At 73.7% G+C, this 15,846-nt stretch carries 15 protein-coding genes; 12 read left to right on the plus strand and 3 right to left on the minus strand.

The window, feature by feature from the left end:
• The first annotated feature begins 11 nt into the window (after positions 1 to 11).
• The 3 genes from ABNF97_RS16330 to ABNF97_RS16340 all read left to right on the plus strand — a co-directional run bounded on the left by ABNF97_RS16330 (position 12) and on the right by ABNF97_RS16340 (position 1,190).
• Positions 12 to 455 carry a phage tail protein gene (locus ABNF97_RS16330; RefSeq protein WP_130463709.1) on the plus strand — a complete coding sequence of 148 codons (444 nt, stop codon included), beginning with the start codon at positions 12 to 14 and terminating at the stop codon, positions 453 to 455.
• Between the two features lie 109 nt (positions 456 to 564).
• Complete coding sequence (locus ABNF97_RS16335) at positions 565 to 1,035, plus strand: hypothetical protein (RefSeq protein WP_349339021.1); 471 nt, start codon at positions 565 to 567, stop codon at positions 1,033 to 1,035.
• Entirely contained in the window at positions 1,032 to 1,190 is a 159-nt protein-coding gene (locus tag ABNF97_RS16340; protein WP_165436801.1) for a DUF6760 family protein, read from the plus strand. Before ABNF97_RS16335 ends, ABNF97_RS16340 begins: the two co-directional genes overlap by 4 nt.
• 1,960 nt (positions 1,191 to 3,150) lie before the next feature.
• Here the strand turns inward: ABNF97_RS16340 and ABNF97_RS16345 are convergent.
• Complete coding sequence (locus tag ABNF97_RS16345) at positions 3,151 to 3,369, minus strand: hypothetical protein (RefSeq protein ID WP_349339022.1); 219 nt, start codon at positions 3,367 to 3,369, stop codon at positions 3,151 to 3,153.
• Positions 3,370 to 3,586: 217 nt separating this feature from the next.
• Between ABNF97_RS16345 and ABNF97_RS16350 the strand changes: the two genes are divergently transcribed.
• The 9 genes from ABNF97_RS16350 (at position 3,587) to ABNF97_RS16390 (ending at position 11,667) form a co-directional block, all read left to right on the plus strand.
• Positions 3,587 to 3,997 carry a hypothetical protein gene (locus tag ABNF97_RS16350; RefSeq protein ID WP_349339023.1) on the plus strand — a complete coding sequence of 137 codons (411 nt, stop codon included), beginning with the start codon at positions 3,587 to 3,589 and terminating at the stop codon, positions 3,995 to 3,997.
• Positions 3,994 to 4,422 carry a phage tail protein gene (locus ABNF97_RS16355; protein ID WP_130463712.1) on the plus strand — a complete coding sequence of 143 codons (429 nt, stop codon included), beginning with the start codon at positions 3,994 to 3,996 and terminating at the stop codon, positions 4,420 to 4,422. The genes ABNF97_RS16350 and ABNF97_RS16355 overlap by 4 nt, the downstream gene beginning before the upstream one ends.
• 41 nt (positions 4,423 to 4,463) lie before the next feature.
• Positions 4,464 to 5,231 (plus strand): CIS tube protein, encoded by a 768-nt coding sequence (locus tag ABNF97_RS16360; RefSeq protein ID WP_349339024.1) that lies wholly within the window; start codon positions 4,464 to 4,466, stop codon positions 5,229 to 5,231.
• A 5-nt stretch (positions 5,232 to 5,236) separates the two neighbouring features.
• The gene (locus tag ABNF97_RS16365; protein ID WP_349339025.1) at positions 5,237 to 7,054 is read left to right on the plus strand and encodes a VgrG-related protein; all 1,818 of its coding nucleotides are present in this window, start codon (positions 5,237 to 5,239) and stop codon (positions 7,052 to 7,054) included.
• Positions 7,055 to 7,136: 82 nt separating this feature from the next.
• Positions 7,137 to 7,481 carry a PAAR domain-containing protein gene (locus ABNF97_RS16370; protein WP_349339026.1) on the plus strand — a complete coding sequence of 115 codons (345 nt, stop codon included), beginning with the start codon at positions 7,137 to 7,139 and terminating at the stop codon, positions 7,479 to 7,481.
• A gap of 5 nt (positions 7,482 to 7,486) precedes the next feature.
• Positions 7,487 to 7,909, plus strand: a complete 423-nt coding sequence (locus tag ABNF97_RS16375; protein WP_130463715.1) for a GPW/gp25 family protein — start codon at positions 7,487 to 7,489, stop codon at positions 7,907 to 7,909.
• Entirely contained in the window at positions 7,909 to 9,858 is a 1,950-nt protein-coding gene (locus tag ABNF97_RS16380; protein ID WP_349339027.1) for a putative baseplate assembly protein, read from the plus strand. The genes ABNF97_RS16375 and ABNF97_RS16380 overlap by 1 nt, the downstream gene beginning before the upstream one ends.
• 53 nt (positions 9,859 to 9,911) lie before the next feature.
• Entirely contained in the window at positions 9,912 to 10,490 is a 579-nt protein-coding gene (locus tag ABNF97_RS16385; protein WP_349339028.1) for a phage tail protein, read from the plus strand.
• A gap of 394 nt (positions 10,491 to 10,884) precedes the next feature.
• Positions 10,885 to 11,667 (plus strand): NADase-type glycan-binding domain-containing protein, encoded by a 783-nt coding sequence (locus ABNF97_RS16390; protein WP_349339029.1) that lies wholly within the window; start codon positions 10,885 to 10,887, stop codon positions 11,665 to 11,667.
• A 16-nt stretch (positions 11,668 to 11,683) separates the two neighbouring features.
• On the opposite strand, the gene ABNF97_RS16395 is transcribed toward ABNF97_RS16390, so the two are convergent.
• Together ABNF97_RS16395 and ABNF97_RS16400 are read right to left on the minus strand one after the other, a co-directional pair.
• Positions 11,684 to 12,502, minus strand: coding sequence for an AfsR/SARP family transcriptional regulator (locus ABNF97_RS16395; RefSeq protein ID WP_349339030.1), 819 nt, complete (start codon positions 12,500 to 12,502; stop codon positions 11,684 to 11,686).
• Between the two features lie 332 nt (positions 12,503 to 12,834).
• Positions 12,835 to 15,711: an ATP-binding protein gene (locus ABNF97_RS16400; protein WP_349339031.1), complete on the minus strand. Its 2,877-nt coding sequence runs from the start codon at positions 15,709 to 15,711 to the stop codon at positions 12,835 to 12,837.
• Positions 15,712 to 15,846 lie beyond the last annotated feature (135 nt).

Consider the following 15,846-nt stretch of genomic DNA (forward strand, 5'->3'; position numbering starts at 1 on the left):
GGTAGCCAGCGATGGCGGAGACGGGCGACACCTTCGTAACCCACCGGTTCCAGGTGGAGCTGGGCAAGGCCCGCGTCGAGTCGGTGCAGGAGGTCAGCGGCCTCACCGTGGAGCTCGACGCGATCGAGGTCACCCAGGTCACCCCGACCGGGGAGTACATCCTCCGCAAGATACCCGGGGCGCGGAAGGGCGGCGAGGTGACCATCACCCGCGGCCTGGACAAGAGCAGCGCGTTCACCGAGTGGATCAAGGACACCTACGAGAAGGGCGCGATCAACACCGCCCGACAGAACATCAGCGTGATCATCGTGGACGCCGAGAACGCGGAGCAGCGCCGGTGGGACCTGACCAACGCCTGGGTGAGCCGGTGGGAGGGCCCCAGCCTGCGGGCCGGCGACACGTCCCCGGCCACCGAGAAGATCACGATCGTCTTCGAGGGCATCACCAGCTCCTGAGGCGACGGAGGTCCGTGACGTCCCCCGGTGCACCCGCACCGACTATCTGAAGGGAGGCAGCGGCGTTCCTCCCCGGCCCCGGCGGCCGGGTCCGCACGCCGCGAGGTCGATGAGGCGACGTACCGTTTCGCACACCGCCCTGGACGAGCCGCCGGACGGCGCGGACGCCGTCCCGGCGGTCGTCTCCACCGCCCCGTCCGGGCCGCCCAGGCTGCAGACCGAGTTCTCCTTCGAACTTCCCCGGGGGTACGTCGACGAGACGGGCACCGTGCACCGCAACGGCACCATGCGGCTGGCCACCGCCCGCGACGAACTCGCCCCGCTGGTCGACCTGAGAGTCAAGGACAATCCCGCGTACCTGTCGGTCGTGCTGCTCAGCATGGTCATCACCCGGCTGGGCACGGTCACCGAGATACGGGCCGAGCAGGTGGAACGGTTGTTCGCCTCGGACCTGGCCTTCCTGCAGGACTTCTACCGGCGGATCAACGCGGAGGGGCACAGTCGCGCGGCGGTCACCTGCCCGCACTGCGCATCAGGCTTCGAGGTGGACCTCGCCGGTGGTCGCCCGGGGGAATCGTGACGTACGCGACCGACCGGCTCTACGAGGAGGTCGCGTACGTCGCCTACCACTTCCACTGGTCCCGGGACGAGATTCTCGACCTGCGCCACGACGAACGGCGGCGCTACGTCACGGAGATCGCCGCCATCAACACCCGCGTCAACGAAGGCCGGTGATATCAGCAATGGGCGTACGCGACCTGCTCCGGCGGTGGCGCGGACCGACCGGGTCCAGGGTGGACCAGACACCGACACCGACACCGGCACCGGCCGCCGGTCCGGGGCGAGGACCCACCGATCCAGGCTGGCGGGGTGTGCCGTCGATGGCCGGTCTGCTCACCGGTGCCGAGATGCCGCTCAGCGACCCGGTCGGGTTCCGGTGCCGGCTGGCCACCTGGCAGAACCCCGCCCTCCGGAGTCCGCTGGCGCACCTGGTCAGCCCCGACGCGCCCGGAGGGCTGGCGTACGACCTGCTCCGTCCGCTGCCACCGGCACCAGCGGCACCGCCACCGGCGGCGCGGGCCCGGCGGGTCCCGCCGGTGCGCCGCCGGCCCGACCCGGGGTCGCCGTCCCCGGCTCCCGGTGAACCGCCCGAATCCGACGCCGGTCCGACGGCCGAGGCCGGAGGTGCACCCCTGACCGGTGCCGCCACGACGCCGGCCGCCGGGGCGACGCCGGTACGCCCCTCTCCGGCTCGTCGGACCGGCACGCCGCTGACGGTCGCCCGGGTCGCCGCTGCGCCTCGGCGACTTCCGGCGGTCTTGCCCGAGGCCACCGGTCGTCCCCTCCGGCCGCCGGCCTCCGCCGCCCGGCCCGGTGCGGACCACACTGGCTTCCCCGCGAACACCGGCAATTCCGGCAATGCCTCGTCGGCGCCCTCCCGAGCGACGTCCCAGAGCAGCAGGTCGCCCGCCGCCCCGGTCTCCCCCGCGCCGCCTCCGTTTTCTCCCGTCACCCCGCCCCCGCCCGGGCCCGGCACGGCCACCCCGCCCCCGGTCGTCGCCGCTCCGGCCGGGCCGACCGGGCGAGGCGAGGTGCCCGACGCACCGGGGGGCGCGCCCGCGCCGGTCTCACGGCCCCACCGAACCGGCGCCTCGGCGCCCCGGCTCGGTCTCGGCGAACCCATCGTGTTGCCGGCCCCCGACCCGTCCGCTCCGGCCACGGTGCCGACGGTGCTCCGGCCGGCCGCGAGCCGGTCCATGCCCCGGTCGACGCGTCCGGAACCCGGTGCCGAGACGTCCGGCAGCCCCGGGACACCACTACAACGGTCCAGTGTGGAGCGGGGTCGCGGCCCGTCGACCGCCGGCACGTCGGAGGGGAGCGGGACGGCACCGGTTCACCACCCCGGCGCCCCCGCAAACCCGGGTGGTCCCACCGTCCCCGCCCACGGCCCGGTCCCGCTGGTCCGTCCCGGCACACCCGGCCCCGGCGGTACGACGCCGCACCCCGGCCCGACCGCCCCCGGCCCGACCGCCGGAGCGGGATCCGCCGGCCCTGGCGGCGAACCGTCCCCGGGTGTCCCGACGGGCCCGGGCGCTCCGCCCGCTCACCGGCCAGGCCCGCCGTCCGGGCCGCGCGTCGGCCTCGGTGCCCCGCTCGGCCCGGAGGTCCAGCCCCGGCTCGTGATCCGGCCCCGACCGCCGGTCACCCCCGGCCCCGCCCGGATCGACCCGCCCCGGCCGTCCGCCGACCCGCCCAGCCCTCCCGCCACCGCGCCCGAGCCGCCGGATCCGGTTACGCCGCGCCCGCTGCCGGGAAGGCGTCCGACCCCCGGGGACGGCGCGGCCACCGCGGGGTCCGAGACTCGGGGCCACGCGGCCCGACCGGGCCGAGATCCTGTCGAACCGCAGCCTCGGACACTGGTCGGACGGCCGCACCCCGAGGTGCCCGCCGGGCAACCCCGCAGCCGGGTGCCGGCCCCCCGACCGCAGTCCCCGCCGCCGAACACCGCCACGCCACCGCCGACCGCCAGGCCACCGGGCGGGGCGGCGCTGGCCACGGTCGGGTCGGCCATCCCGGCGGACTGGCGGCGAGGGGCCGGGCCGGCCGCGACGCGGTCGGGCGAAGCGGCTCCGCACCGGCACGCCGCCGGGACCGAACCGGCCGGCGGACGGCCGAACCTGCTGCCGCTGCTCGGTCAACGGCCCGGGCTGCCGATCCTGCAACGGACCGCCGCGACCCCGGCGGCACTCCGCGCGGACTCCCGAACGAGGATGCCCGCCGGCACCCGCGGCCCGACCGGACCGGCGGTGCCGATCCGCTGGACCCCACCCGCCGGCAGCGGGTCGGACCCGTCGGCCAACACCGCCACGACGACCGGCCGAACTCCGGCGACCAGCGAGGAGGCGCCCACCATGATGGGATCCGAAGCAGTTTCCTCCGATTCCGGAAGCCGGATCGCACCGGCCCCGGACCCTCGCCGGGCGCACGCGCGACCACTCCCCCGGCGGGTCGCCGGCCCGGCGCGGCCGGCGTCCGCCGTCGCCGTGTCGGTCCCCCCGCCGCCCGGCCCGGATCCGGGTGCCAGGGCCCGGGCGCGGCCGGCGCTGGCCGGCGCCGCCGGGTCCAGGGTGGTGACAAGTCCGCGCGGTGCCACTCCGCCCCGAGCGGCCGGAGCCGCGCTGCCGGTGCAGCGGACCTCGCGCGCTGCCACCACCGTCAGTACCGCGACGACGGCGCCGACCCGGTCCGGACCGATCGTCCAGAAGCGATCGGCGGCGGCCAACCCACCGACCGCCAGCCGTACGGGAACCGCCGGGGGCGCCGGTTGGACGGCAGGTTCCGACTCGACGGGTGGTCGCCCGCGCGGCTCCTCGGGCCCGGCACGCGACGAGCGGGACAGCGCCGAACGGTTCCACCATCTCGACCGCCGGGCCCTGGACGAACTCGCACACCGACTCGTCGAGCCGATCTCCCGGCTGCTGCGGGCCGAACTCCGGCTGGGCCGTGAGCGTAACGGTCGATGGCTGGACGGTGCACGATGACCGGTACCGATCCGGGCACCAGCATCCACTTCCGGCTCCGCATCGACGGGATCGACCTCGGCGACTGGAGCTCGTGCGACGGGCTCGGCTGCGAGGTCGAGGTGGAGCAGCACCAGGAGGGCGGCAACAACGGCTTCGTCTGGCAACTGCCGTCCCGGGTGCGCTACACCAACGTCACCCTCACCCGCCCGCTGATTCCGGACACGGCCAAGGTGGCCCGACTGCTCTCCGCCCTCCCGCAGGGGATCACCCGGGGCACCGCCCAGATCGCGGCGCTGCGGCCCGACCGGGCGCTGCTGGTGCAGTGGGGCCTGGCCGACGTCGTACTCGTCCGCTGGACCGGTCCTTCCTTCGGGCCCAGCCGCTCCGAGGCGGCGACGGAGAGTATCGAACTCGCGTACAACGGTTTCCTGGAGGTGGGCTAGATGCCACGACCACGGTGCCGGACCGACGGGGCGGTGGCGCCATGACGAGACCGACCGGCAAGGTCTCCGCGTTCCTCCAGCGCTATCAGCCACCACCGGGCGGCGGCAACCGTCCCGGCGGTCCGCTCGGCGGCCCGATCGCCTTCATGTTCAACCCGAACCAGTTGACCCTGACCAAGTCGGCGGCCTGGATTCCGCACGTGGTCCGCGGCGCGGAGCAGGTCGGGATCCCGGAGTTCAGCGGTTCGGAACCGCGCGCCCTCGCCCTGACCGTGTTCCTCGACGTGACCGACACGCACGGCCGCACGGTGCAGCAACGGGTCGAGAGCCTGTTGGCCTGCTGCACGCCGACCACGGCCAGCATCGCGGCCAAGGCACCGTCGCCACCGTGGGTGAAGTTCACCTGGGGCCAGTTCCAGACCGTCTCGTTCTACTCGTACGTCAGCCAGGTCACCGCGACGTACACCCTGTTCAACAGCTCCGGTACCCCGCTGCGGGCGACCTGCGACCTCAACCTGACCGAGATCAGCGGCAGCAAGCCCGGCCAGAACCCCACCTCCGGCAGTCGCTCTGCCCGACGGGTGCACCGGGTGGTGGACGGCGACTCGCTGCCGCTGCTGGCCCATCGGGAGTACGGCGATCCGACGGTGTGGCGGGTGATCGCCGAGGCGAACGATCTCGACGACCCGACCCGGCTGCGCCCCGGCTCCGAACTGCTGCTGCCCGCCGCCGACGAGTTCCCGCCCGTGCCGTCCCGCGACCCCGGCCTGCCGGCCGGAACGGCCGCCTCCGCTGGCGAAGGTAGGTAGATCGCGTGTCCGAGGGAAACCTCACCAATCTGCTCAAGGTCGGCCTGCCGGTGGACGGGCTCCCCGATCCGTGGCCGGACGAGTTGGTGTACGGCTCCGTCGACGACGGAGCAGGCGTGCCGGCGGTGGCGACCCTGCGCTACCGCGACCCCGGCTCACTGCTGCTGCAACAGACCGGGGTCGCGATCGGCCGCAAGCTGACCGTGGCGGTGCGCGCCGGGGACCGGCACGGCGAGACGGCGCTGTTCACCGGGGAGGTGGTCACCGTCGAGACAGAGTTCGACGGCACCGGCACCTACACCACCATCCGAGCCATGGACCTGTCGCACCGGCTCATGCGCGGCCGACGGGTCGCCAGCTACCGCAACCAGAAGGCTTCCGACCTCGCCAGACAACTCGCCCGCTCCGCCGGCCTGCCGATCGGCCGGATAGATCCCACGACCGTCGTCTACGAGGTGGTGTCGCAACCGAACGTCAGCGACTGGGAGTTCCTCACCATGCTGGCGGCCGACAACGGCGCCGAGGTGGCAGTGGTCGACGGCCGGTTCGAGTTCCGTCGACCCGTCCGCGCCGCCTCCGCCCCGGGCCCCCAGACGACCGCCGAGCGCAGCGACTTCGTGGCGGAGGTGGACGGGAACGTGCTCACCATGCGCGCCACCGTCACCTCGGTCGGCCAGTTCACCGACGTGGAGGTGCGGGGCTGGGATCGCCGTACCCGCGAGCCGGTGATCGGGCGCACCCCGGTGCGCGACAGCGACGAGGTCGGCATCCCGGTGACCGCCGGGCAGGTGGCGGCCCCGTTCGGCACCGCCGAGATGCTGGTCGCCGACGTGCCGTACGAAACCCTGGCCGAGGTCGGTACGGTGTCCCGCGCCCTGGCTGCCCAGGTGGCGGCCGGTCTCGCCGAACTCGAGGTAGCCGTCCGCGGCAACCCCCGACTCCGCGCCGGCGTGCCGTTCGCGCTGACCGGGGTGGGTCGGCCGTTCGCCGGCAAGTACACCGTGACCGCCAGCCGGCACGTCTTCGGCCCGGCGCGGTTCTACCAGACCTGGCTGACGGTCAGCGGTGGCCGGGACCGGTCGCTGGCCGGGCTGGCCGCGAACGATCTGGCCCCGGCCCGGTCGGCCCGGATGCCAGGGCTGGCCATCGGCGTGGTCACCGACGTCAACGCCGCGCTGGACCGCAACCACCCGGAACGCCGGGACCGGGGTTGGGTCAAGCTCCGGTTCCCGTGGCTGGACGACAAGTACGAGACCGATTGGGTCCGGACGGTGCAACTGGGCGGGTTCGGCGGCGGCGGGGTCTGCTGCCCCGAGGTCGGCGACGAGGTGCTGGTCGGGTTCGAGCAGGGCATGCTCGACCGGCCGTACGTGGTCGGCGGGTTGTACAACGGCCTCGACCAGCCGTCGCCACACGACGTACCGCTGGTCGACCCGACGGGCGGGACGGTGAACCGGCTCTCGTTCGCCTCCCGGCAGGGCCGGGCAGCCGGCCGCCGAAGCACCGGCAACTGGATGGAGTTGCTCGACGGGCCCACCGCCACCGCCCCGCAGGGAGTGCGGTTACGCACCCGCAGCGGCACCGACAACCTACTGCTGCACCTGGACCGGGCCGGCACCTCGGTGGTGGTCCGCAGCGACGGCAGCGTGGTGATCGAGGCCAAGACCGAGGTCACCGTCGAGGGGAGTCAGGGGGTGCGGGTCGAGTCGGGTGGACCGGTCTCGGTCCAGGGCCGGGGCGTGTCGGTGGACGCCGGCGCCGGCGAGCTGAAGCTCACCGGGGCCAGCGTCTCCGTCTCCGGCCGGGTCGTCCGGATCAACTGAGCACGAGGGCCGCCGGAGGTGACCGGGCGGCACCGCACGCCGGGTGGATGCCACCGCCCGGCCAGGAGGGAGGAGAGACGCGATGCCACCAGCAGCCCGGATCGGGGACAGGGTGGGCCACGGCGCACCCACCGGTACGGTCGGACCGCCCGGCGCCGGCGCACCGGTGCCGACCGGCGGACCCACGCTCGGCGTCTCCAGCGTGCTGATCGGCGGCCTGCCGGCCGCGGTGGTCGGCACGCTCTGCACCTGTCCGGTTCCGCCGCCGCATCTGGCGCTCGGACCGGGCAACGTCGTGCTGCCCGGCCCGCCGTCGATGCGGGGGCAGGTGTTGATCGGCGGCTTCCCCGCCGCCCGGATGGGCGACCGGACCAGCTGCTCGGCGACGATCCTGACCGGCGCCGGCAACGTCATCATCGGGGGCTGAGCGCGGTGGCGGAGCAGTTCATCGGCGCCGGTTGGGCGTTCCCACTGCGGCTGGACGCCGGTGGCGGCATCGCCCTGGTCAACCGGGAACGGGAGATCGTGGAGGCGATCCGGCTGATCCTCGGTACCGCCCCCGGCGAGCGGCCGATGCGTCCCGAGTTCGGCTGCGGGGTGCATGACTACGTCTTCGCACCCGCGGACGAGAACACCGCCGGGCAGATCGCCTTCGAGGTGCGGGCCGCGCTGGACCGCTGGGAGCCGCGGATCGAGGTCACGGACGTGCTGGTGGGCTTCGACGAGGTGCACGTCGGCACCCTTTACATCGACATCCGTTATCTGGTCCGGGGCACCAACGATCCGCGCAACCTGGTCTTCCCGTTCTACGTGATCCCGTCACACGACGGGCCCGAGGCGGAGGCGGCGAACTGATGGCCCTGCCCGCGCCCAACCTCGACGACCGCCGCTTCCAGCACCTCGTCGACGACGCCAAGCGCTTCATCCAGCAACGTTGTCCGGAGTGGACGGACCACAACGTGTCCGACCCGGGAGTCACCCTGATCGAGGCGTTCGCTCAGATGACGGACGAGCTGCTGTACCGGTTGAACCGGGTGCCGGAGAAGAACTACCTCGCGTTCCTCGACCTGATCGGCGTCCGACTCTTCCCGCCGACCGCCGCCCGGGCTGACCTCACGTTCTGGCTCGCCGCCCCGCAGGCCGAGACGGTGCTGCTGCGGGCCGGCACCGAGGCCGGCACGGTCCGTACCGAGACGGAGGAGGCCATCGTCTTCGCCACCGCCTCCGACCTGGCGATCGTGCCGTGCGAGCTGGTCGGACTGCGCGTCCACCCCGCCGACGGGCCGGCGGTGGACCGTACCGACCAGGTGTGGGACGGCCGGGACGTACCCTGTTTCGCCGACCCGCCCGCGGTCGGCGACGCCCTGCTGCTCGGCCTGGACTCGGCGGTCCCGTCCTGCGCGGTGGTGCTGCGCCTGGAGAGCCGGGTCCAGGGCATCGGGGTCGACCCCCGGCAGCCGCCGCTGCGCTGGGAGGCGTGGAACGGCGCCGGCTGGGTGGAGTGCGACGTCGACCGCGACTCCACCGGTGGACTCAACCGGCCCGGCGACGTGGTGCTGCACGTCCCGGCCGGACACACCGCCTCCACCGTCGGCGGCCAGCGCGCCGGCTGGCTGCGGTGCCGGCTGGTGGCCGCCGAGCCCGGACAGCCGTTCTACTCGGCATCGCCGACGATCCGGGCCGCGTCGGCCTTCACCATCGGCGGCACGGTCGCGGCGGTGCACGCCGAGACGGTGGTCGGCGAGCTCCTCGGCGAATCCGCGGGGGTGCCGGGGCAACGATTCCGGGTGCTCCGTCCGCCGGTGATCCCGGACGACGAGCCGTTCGTGGTCGAGGTCTCCGACGGCACCGGCTGGCAGGAGTGGACCGAGGTGGACGCGTTCGGCGGCACGGGTCCGGACGAGCGGTGCGTGACGGTGGACCGGACCGTCGGCGAGGTGGCATTCGGCCCGGCCGTCCGCGAACCCGACGGGACGCTACGCCGGTACGGCGCGGTGCCGCGCACCGGCGCCCGGTTGCGGGTCCGCCGGTACCGCACCGGCGGCGGGCGACGCGGAAACGTGGCCCGGGGCACGATTTCGATGCTGCGCAGCTCGGTACCGTACGTGAGCCGGGTGGAGAACCGGGAGGCCGCCGCCGGCGGGGTGGACGGCGAGTCGGTACAGAGCGCACGCCAGCGGGGTCCGGTGCAGCTACGGGCCCAGGACCGGGCGGTCACCGCGCGCGACTACGAGCTGATCGCCGGAGAGGCGGTGCCGGCCGCGGCCCGGATCCGCTGCCTGCCCGCCGGGGGCGGCGCCGACGCCGGCGGGGTACGTGTCCTCGTCGTGCCCGAGGCGGTCCCGGACCTGGGTGACCGACTGCGCTTCGAGCAGCTGATCCCGCCCGACGACATGCTCGCGGCCGTCGCCGAGCACCTGGACGCGCGCCGGCCCATCGGAGTACGCCTGGCCGTGGAGCCCCCCTTCTACCAGGGCGTCACCGTGGCGGCCCGGCTGACCGCCCGGCCCGGGACGGCCGTCGAGCGGCTCCGGACCGCCGCTGTCGACGCGCTCTACGGTTATCTCAACCCGCTACGCGGCGGCCCGGACGGCTCGGGCTGGCCGTTCGGCCGGCCGGTGCAGTCCGGCGAGATCTTCGGAGTGCTCCAGCAGCTGCCCGGCGTCGCGTTGGTGGAGGAGGTGCTGCTCTTCACCGCCGACCCGGTCTCCGGACGGCGTGGTGCGGCGACGACCCGGATCGCACTCGACCCGCACGCGTTGGTCTTCTCCTACGAGCACCAGGTCCGGGTGGAGGAACGCTGATAGTCCGAGTGGAGGAACGCTGAGACCGGCTCGGCCGGAGAGAGGAGCGTCCCATGCGTGGCGCAGTGCCAGGCCTCGGCACACCACATCCGTTCGGCAGCCGGCTGCCGACGATCTACGGTGCCGACGAGCTGGCCGGACGGCTGCTCGCCGCCTTCGACGAGGTGCTGGCCCCGGTGCACACGACGCTGGACAATTTCGCCGTCTATCTGGACCCCCGGCTGGCCCCGGCCGACTTCGTCGACTGGCTTGCCGGCTGGGTGGCGGCCGAGACGGCGCCTGGGTGGACGCTGCGGCAGCGTCGCGAGGCGGTCGCCGGTGCGGTGGCCCTACACCGGGTACGCGGTACGGCGCGGGGCCTGGCCGAGCAGGTACGGACGGTCTTCGGGGTACTGCCGGAGGTGACCGAGAACGGCGGTACGGTCTGGTCGTCGACGCCGGGCGGGCCGCTTCCGGGCACGGCGGCGCCCGCCCTGACGGTGACGGTGCGGGTGCCCGAACCCGACCTGGTCCCGCTGGCCCGGCTGCGGGCTCTGGTGGAGGCCAATCGACCTGCGCACGTGCCGTGCACGGTCCGGGTGGTCATCGAGAATGACGGGGTGCGCGGGGGCGACGACGATGGAACGTTGTGACCGGTGCGCGCCGGCCGAACCCGGCGGTGCCTTCTGCGCGGTCTGCGGATCCTTCCTGGAGTGGGAACAGGCCGGGGACGCTCTGCCTCCGGGCCGGCCGTCGACGCCGACCTCTGCCGTCCGGCCCTCGGTCGCGACGGTTTCTCCGCCGGACGTGCGGCTGACCGGGGCGACCCGACCGGCACCACCGGCGGCGGACGGAGACGGCGACCGGCCGGACGCCGCGGCCCGCGGCTCGCAGGAGGTGGCAAGCGTCGCCGACCGCGCCACCGACGCGGCGACGGCCCGGCCGCCGGGAACGGGAACCGCGGCGAGGGTCGGGCCTGCGGCGGACCAACCGGCGGGCTCGGCCGTGCAGGCTGTCCAGCCCGCTCGGCCGCAGGTCCGCCGACCCGTGGTACGACAGCGTCCGCCCGAGCCGGACGAGGGTTCCGGCGACGTCGTCTGCCCAGCCTGTGCGACCGGCAACCCACGGGACCGGAGGTTCTGCCGGCGGTGCGGCACGGCCCTCGACGCCGCCCGGCCCGGACCGGCGGCCCCGGTCTCGTGGTGGCGTCGACTCTGCCGGGCCCTGTTCCGTGCGGCGCGATGGTTGGTCCGGCGCCGCTCGGGCGGCTGGGGTCTGGTCCACCGGATCGGCACCCTGCTGCTCGCCGTCGCCCTGCTCGCCGGCCTCGGCTACGGCGTGGTCCGGCTCGGCGCCAGCGCCAGCGACGCCGTACGTGACCGGCTCGCCGATCCGGAGCCGGTGAGTCCGGTGTCGGTGCACGCGTCGAGCCAGGCGCGGAGCCACTGGGCAGGGTTGGTCGTGGACGGACTCAGCAACAGTTACTGGGCACCGGCTGAGAACGGCGCGGGGCACGGCGAGTACGTGGAACTGACCTTCGGCACGCCGATCCGGCTGCTCGACCTGATCATCCATCCCGGTGTGTCGGCCCAGCGCGACGTGTTCCTGCGGCAGGCCCGACCGGCGCAACTGGAACTGACCGTCTGGACCAGTCAGAACGGGCCGGCGACCAGCATGTTGCGGCTTGCCGACCAGGCTGGTCCGCAGACCTTCCGCCGGGTCTTCCCCGACGTGGTGCGGATCCGGTTGACCGTCCGCCAGAGCTACGGCAGCGCGGCCGACCGCCGCACCGCGATCGCCGAGGTGGAGATCTTCCGCCGTTCCGCCTGACGACGCAGGGCCGCTCTCACGCGGCCCAGGCCGGTCCGGACACCCCGAGTGCCCGCAACACCCGGCCGTACGCGCTGCGGGTCCGCGCGGCCGCCGCCGCATCGCCGGAGCGCTGATGCGCCTCGGCCAGTACCCGCCAGGCGTCGTCACGGAATCCGTCGATCTCCAGTCCGCGCCGTGCCGCCGCGACCGCCGCGGCGAGTCGCCCCGCCTCCAGTTCGAGCGCGGCGAGCGTCGCCGCCGACTCCGCCGCCAACGTGCGGTAGCGGTCCCGTTCGGCTACCACCCACTCGGCCGGCCCATCCTCCGGCAGCAGGTCGCCCGCGTACTGGGCGAGCGCTTCCCGCAGGGCAGCCGCCTCGACGCACCGCTGTCCCGTACCGACGGTCCGGCGCCAGGTCGCGACCGCCTCGTCGAACGAACGCACGTCGCAGAGCGTGGCGCGCGGCAGCGCCAGCCGGTAGGACTCGCCGTCACGCCGTACGAACGTCGATTCACCGCGCCGCACGCCGGGTTCGAGGAACGCCCGAAGCGTGGAGACGCCGACGTGCAGATTACGAATGCCGGACCGGACCGGTAGTTCCGGCCAGAGCGCCGCCAGGATGATCTCGCGGTGCACCGGCCGCCCCCCATGGGCGGCCAGGAAGCGCAGCAGCGTCCGGACCCTCGGCCGTATCGTCGTCCAGTCCAACTGCCGCCCCGGGATCTTCAGCTCGAACCCGCCCAGACAGCGCACCACGAGCGGCGGACCGGCGTACGCCGACGGTGGTCCAACCTCCGGCTCCGGCTGCTCGGTCGCCCGACTCCGGATCGTCTGGTGAGTCGAATGTCCCATCCTCGGAACTCCTCCGTGCTCCGTCGGCCGCCTCGCGTAGTCCAGCCTGGATCAGCGGGCCGCTGCGGACATCGGTTAGTTGACGTGAACCGACCGGCTCCGGCGGTAGCCGGATCCCCGACTCGACCGCGGCCCGATCACGTCCAGCCGTCACCTCGGGCCAGTCGCAGCCCTGCGTCGGCGACCTGACCGACGGACGTGCCGGGCAGCGTGCCCGAGCCCCACGACACCGGCCGGACCGCCCGTCCGGCGTCATCGACCCCACGTCAGATGACGGATGTTCCCGCCGGAGCCATGCGGCGTCGCCCCGACCGGCCGATCGTGTCCGGGCGTCAGGCTCCACCGTCGGAGGCGGCCTCCCGGCGCAACGCCTCACGGGCGATCTCCACCCGGCTCCGTACGCCAAGCTTGCCCAGGACGTGCGAGATATGGGTCTGTACGGTACGCCGGGAAAGATACAGCTCCCGGGCGATGTCGGGTGTGGACCGTCCTTCGGCGACCAGCACAGCCACCCGGGTCTCGGTCGGGGTGAGCGCCTCCCAGCCGGTCTGGGCACGGGCCGGCCGGGGGCCACGGACACCCCGGCGGACGCCGGCGCGCCGGAGCCGTCCCTCGGCCCGACGGATGTCCCAGAGCGCCCCGAGGGCGTCGTACCGGTCGACCGCCTCGTTCAGCAGCGTCCTCGCCTCGGCCTGCTGCCCGCCTACGGCGAGCACTGCGGCCAGATCCTCCAGTGTCTCGGTCAACTCCACTGGTGAACCGACCGACCGGTAGTACGCGATAGCCTCGTGCAGCGGCGCCGGATCCTCGTCGAGCAGGCCCTGACACCGGCGTGCCGCCGCGGCGGCCCGACCCGGCCGGGACTCCGCCGCAGCCTCCGCCTGGCATGCCTGCAACGCCGCCCGCGCCGCCGGCCGGTCGTCCACCGCCACCGCGAGTCGCACCAGCTCGGGCATCCACTGGTGGAGCAGGGTCATTTCGCCGGGTGCGCGGTCCAGGAGCGCCGCCAGCAACGACAGCGCCCGTGCCGGCTCCCCCTCCTGCTCGGCGACGAGCGCGTGGGCGGCGAGCAGGAAGTCACGGTTCTCCCGGTCGGCGACGGTCCGGACGGGAAGCGCGAGACCCGCCCGGAGGTGCTCGGCCGCGGTGCCGTTCTTACCCCGGTGTCCGGCGATGAACGAGGCGACACCGTGCCAGAGCAACGCCGGTCCCCGTTCACGGAGCCCGGAGTACGTGATATCGGTGGTGTCGCGGTCGACGGCGTCGAGTTCGGCCAAGGCGTCGTCCCACCGACCGAGCCAGTACAGCAACACGGCCGCGGTGAGCGCCGAGACGCCCGGGCCGGATCCGGCGGCCTGCTGACCCAGGTCGCGGGCCCGGCGTAGGGTCGCCTCCGCATCCGGCCACCGATCGAGATTCTGCAGGCTGAAGATCCGGCCGTCCAAGGCGAAGGTTCGCAGGTCGGTGTGCTCCGGTGCGTCGCCCAGCACCATCAGCGCCCGGTCGACGTAACCGAGAGCGGCGTCGTGGTCGCGCCGGATCGAGTGCGTCAGCCACAGGTCGGTCAACGCGTAGGCGGTGGCGAAGGCGTCCCCGGCGTCCTCCCCCACCCGCAGCGCCTCACGCGCGGTGCCGTCGGCGGTGTCAAGATCGCCGGTGCTGGCCCGCTCGAACATCGATAGCGAGGCCAGCAGGCGGGCTCGCCACACCGCCGGTACGTCCGGGCGGCCGAGGGCACCCCGGACGACGGCCACGGCCTCCTCGTTGCGGCCCTGGTGGAACAGTGTGCGGGCCAGTATCGAGGACATCTCGACCCGGTGCTCGGGCCGGGTCGCCACGGCGAGCGCCTGCCGGGCCCGTTCGGCGGCCTCCGGATGGCGCCCGGCGCCGAGCAGTACCCGAGCGAGTTCGACGGTCAGGTCGGCCCGGTCGGTCCGGTCGAGTTGGCTCGCCTCCAGTTCCCGGTGCAGGAGTTCCATCACGATGTCCGGGGCCCGGGCGGCCAGTACCGGTGCCGCCTCGATAACCCAGGTACGTGTCCACTCGTCACCCGGGCGGCCGGCCGCCAGCAGTTGCTGGGCCACCCGCAGCGGTTCGGCACCGGCGGACACCAGTGCCTTCGCCGCCTCGCAGTGCAGCGCCGCCCGCAGCGCGGCCGGCACGCTGTCGTAGAGGGCCTGCCGGATCAACGGGTGCCGGAAGGCGAGCTGATCGCCGACGCCCACGACGATGCCGGCCGCGACCGCGTCCTGCAAGCCCTCTGCCAGGTCAGAGGCCGTGCGACGCAGCAGCGCAGCGAGGTCGGTGACCGCGAACTCGCCGCCGAGCAGTGATGCGGTGCGCAGCATCTGGGCGGTCGCCGCCGAGACCGCACTGAGCCGGTCGCTCAGCGCGGCCGTGAAGGAGGCCGGGACCCGCTCGAACGCGTCGTCGGAGAGTTCACCCTCGGCCAGCGCGGGGCCGGCCGTCTGCTCCCGGGTCAGAGCGTCGAGCAGTTCACGCAGGTACAGCGGGTTGCCCATGGCCCGCCCGAGCAGGCGGTTGAGTGCGGGTCCCGGCGGCACCCCGAGCATTCCGGTGACCAGGGTACGGACGTCGTCCGCGTCGAGCGCGGCGAGCGGAAGCAGGGTGCCGCCACGGCGCAGCGTCGCCGCCCGCAGCGTCTGCACGTCCTGACGTGCGGGTACCGGACGGGTAGCGCTGACCAGCAGAAGCGGGAGTTCCTCGGCGGCGAGGGCGAGCCGGTGCCACAACATCAACGACGCTTCGTCGGCCCATTGCAGATCGTCGAGAACCAGCACGGTGGGCGTGTCGGTGGAGAGCTCGTCGACCAGCGACACGAGCATCTCGGTGGCAGCGTAGGCGACGTCGTCCGCGGCGAACAGCCCCGGTCGGCGGTCCTGCAGGAAATCGGCGATCCGCGCCCGGCGGGGGTCTGGTGAGCGCGGCCGCACCTGGAGGCAGTCCAGCATCACCCGCAGCGGAAAACGGTAGGACAACTGGTCCGCAGTGCCCCAGAGCAGCTCGCGGGGCCGAAACCCGGCGCTGGTGAGCCCGGCGGCCACCAGGGAGGACTTGCCGATGCCGGCCTCGCCCTCCACCCAGAGCACCGATCCCCGCCCCTGACGGGTGGCCTCGACGGCCGTGTGGAGTGCCGCCAGTTCCTTCTCCCGGCCGACCCAGACGGTCGGCAGCTCAACTGGGAACATGACGCCTCAACTGGGAACATGACGACGACGCACGTCCAAAATGGAAATAGGAGCGACAGTCACGAGCACATGTTAGCCGACGACCCCGAACACATCCATCAACAGTTATGGATGTTCCGAGATGTAGTACGCGAC

Source organism: Plantactinospora sp. B6F1 (assembly GCF_040120695.1).
Lineage (GTDB): Bacteria > Actinomycetota > Actinomycetes > Mycobacteriales > Micromonosporaceae > Plantactinospora.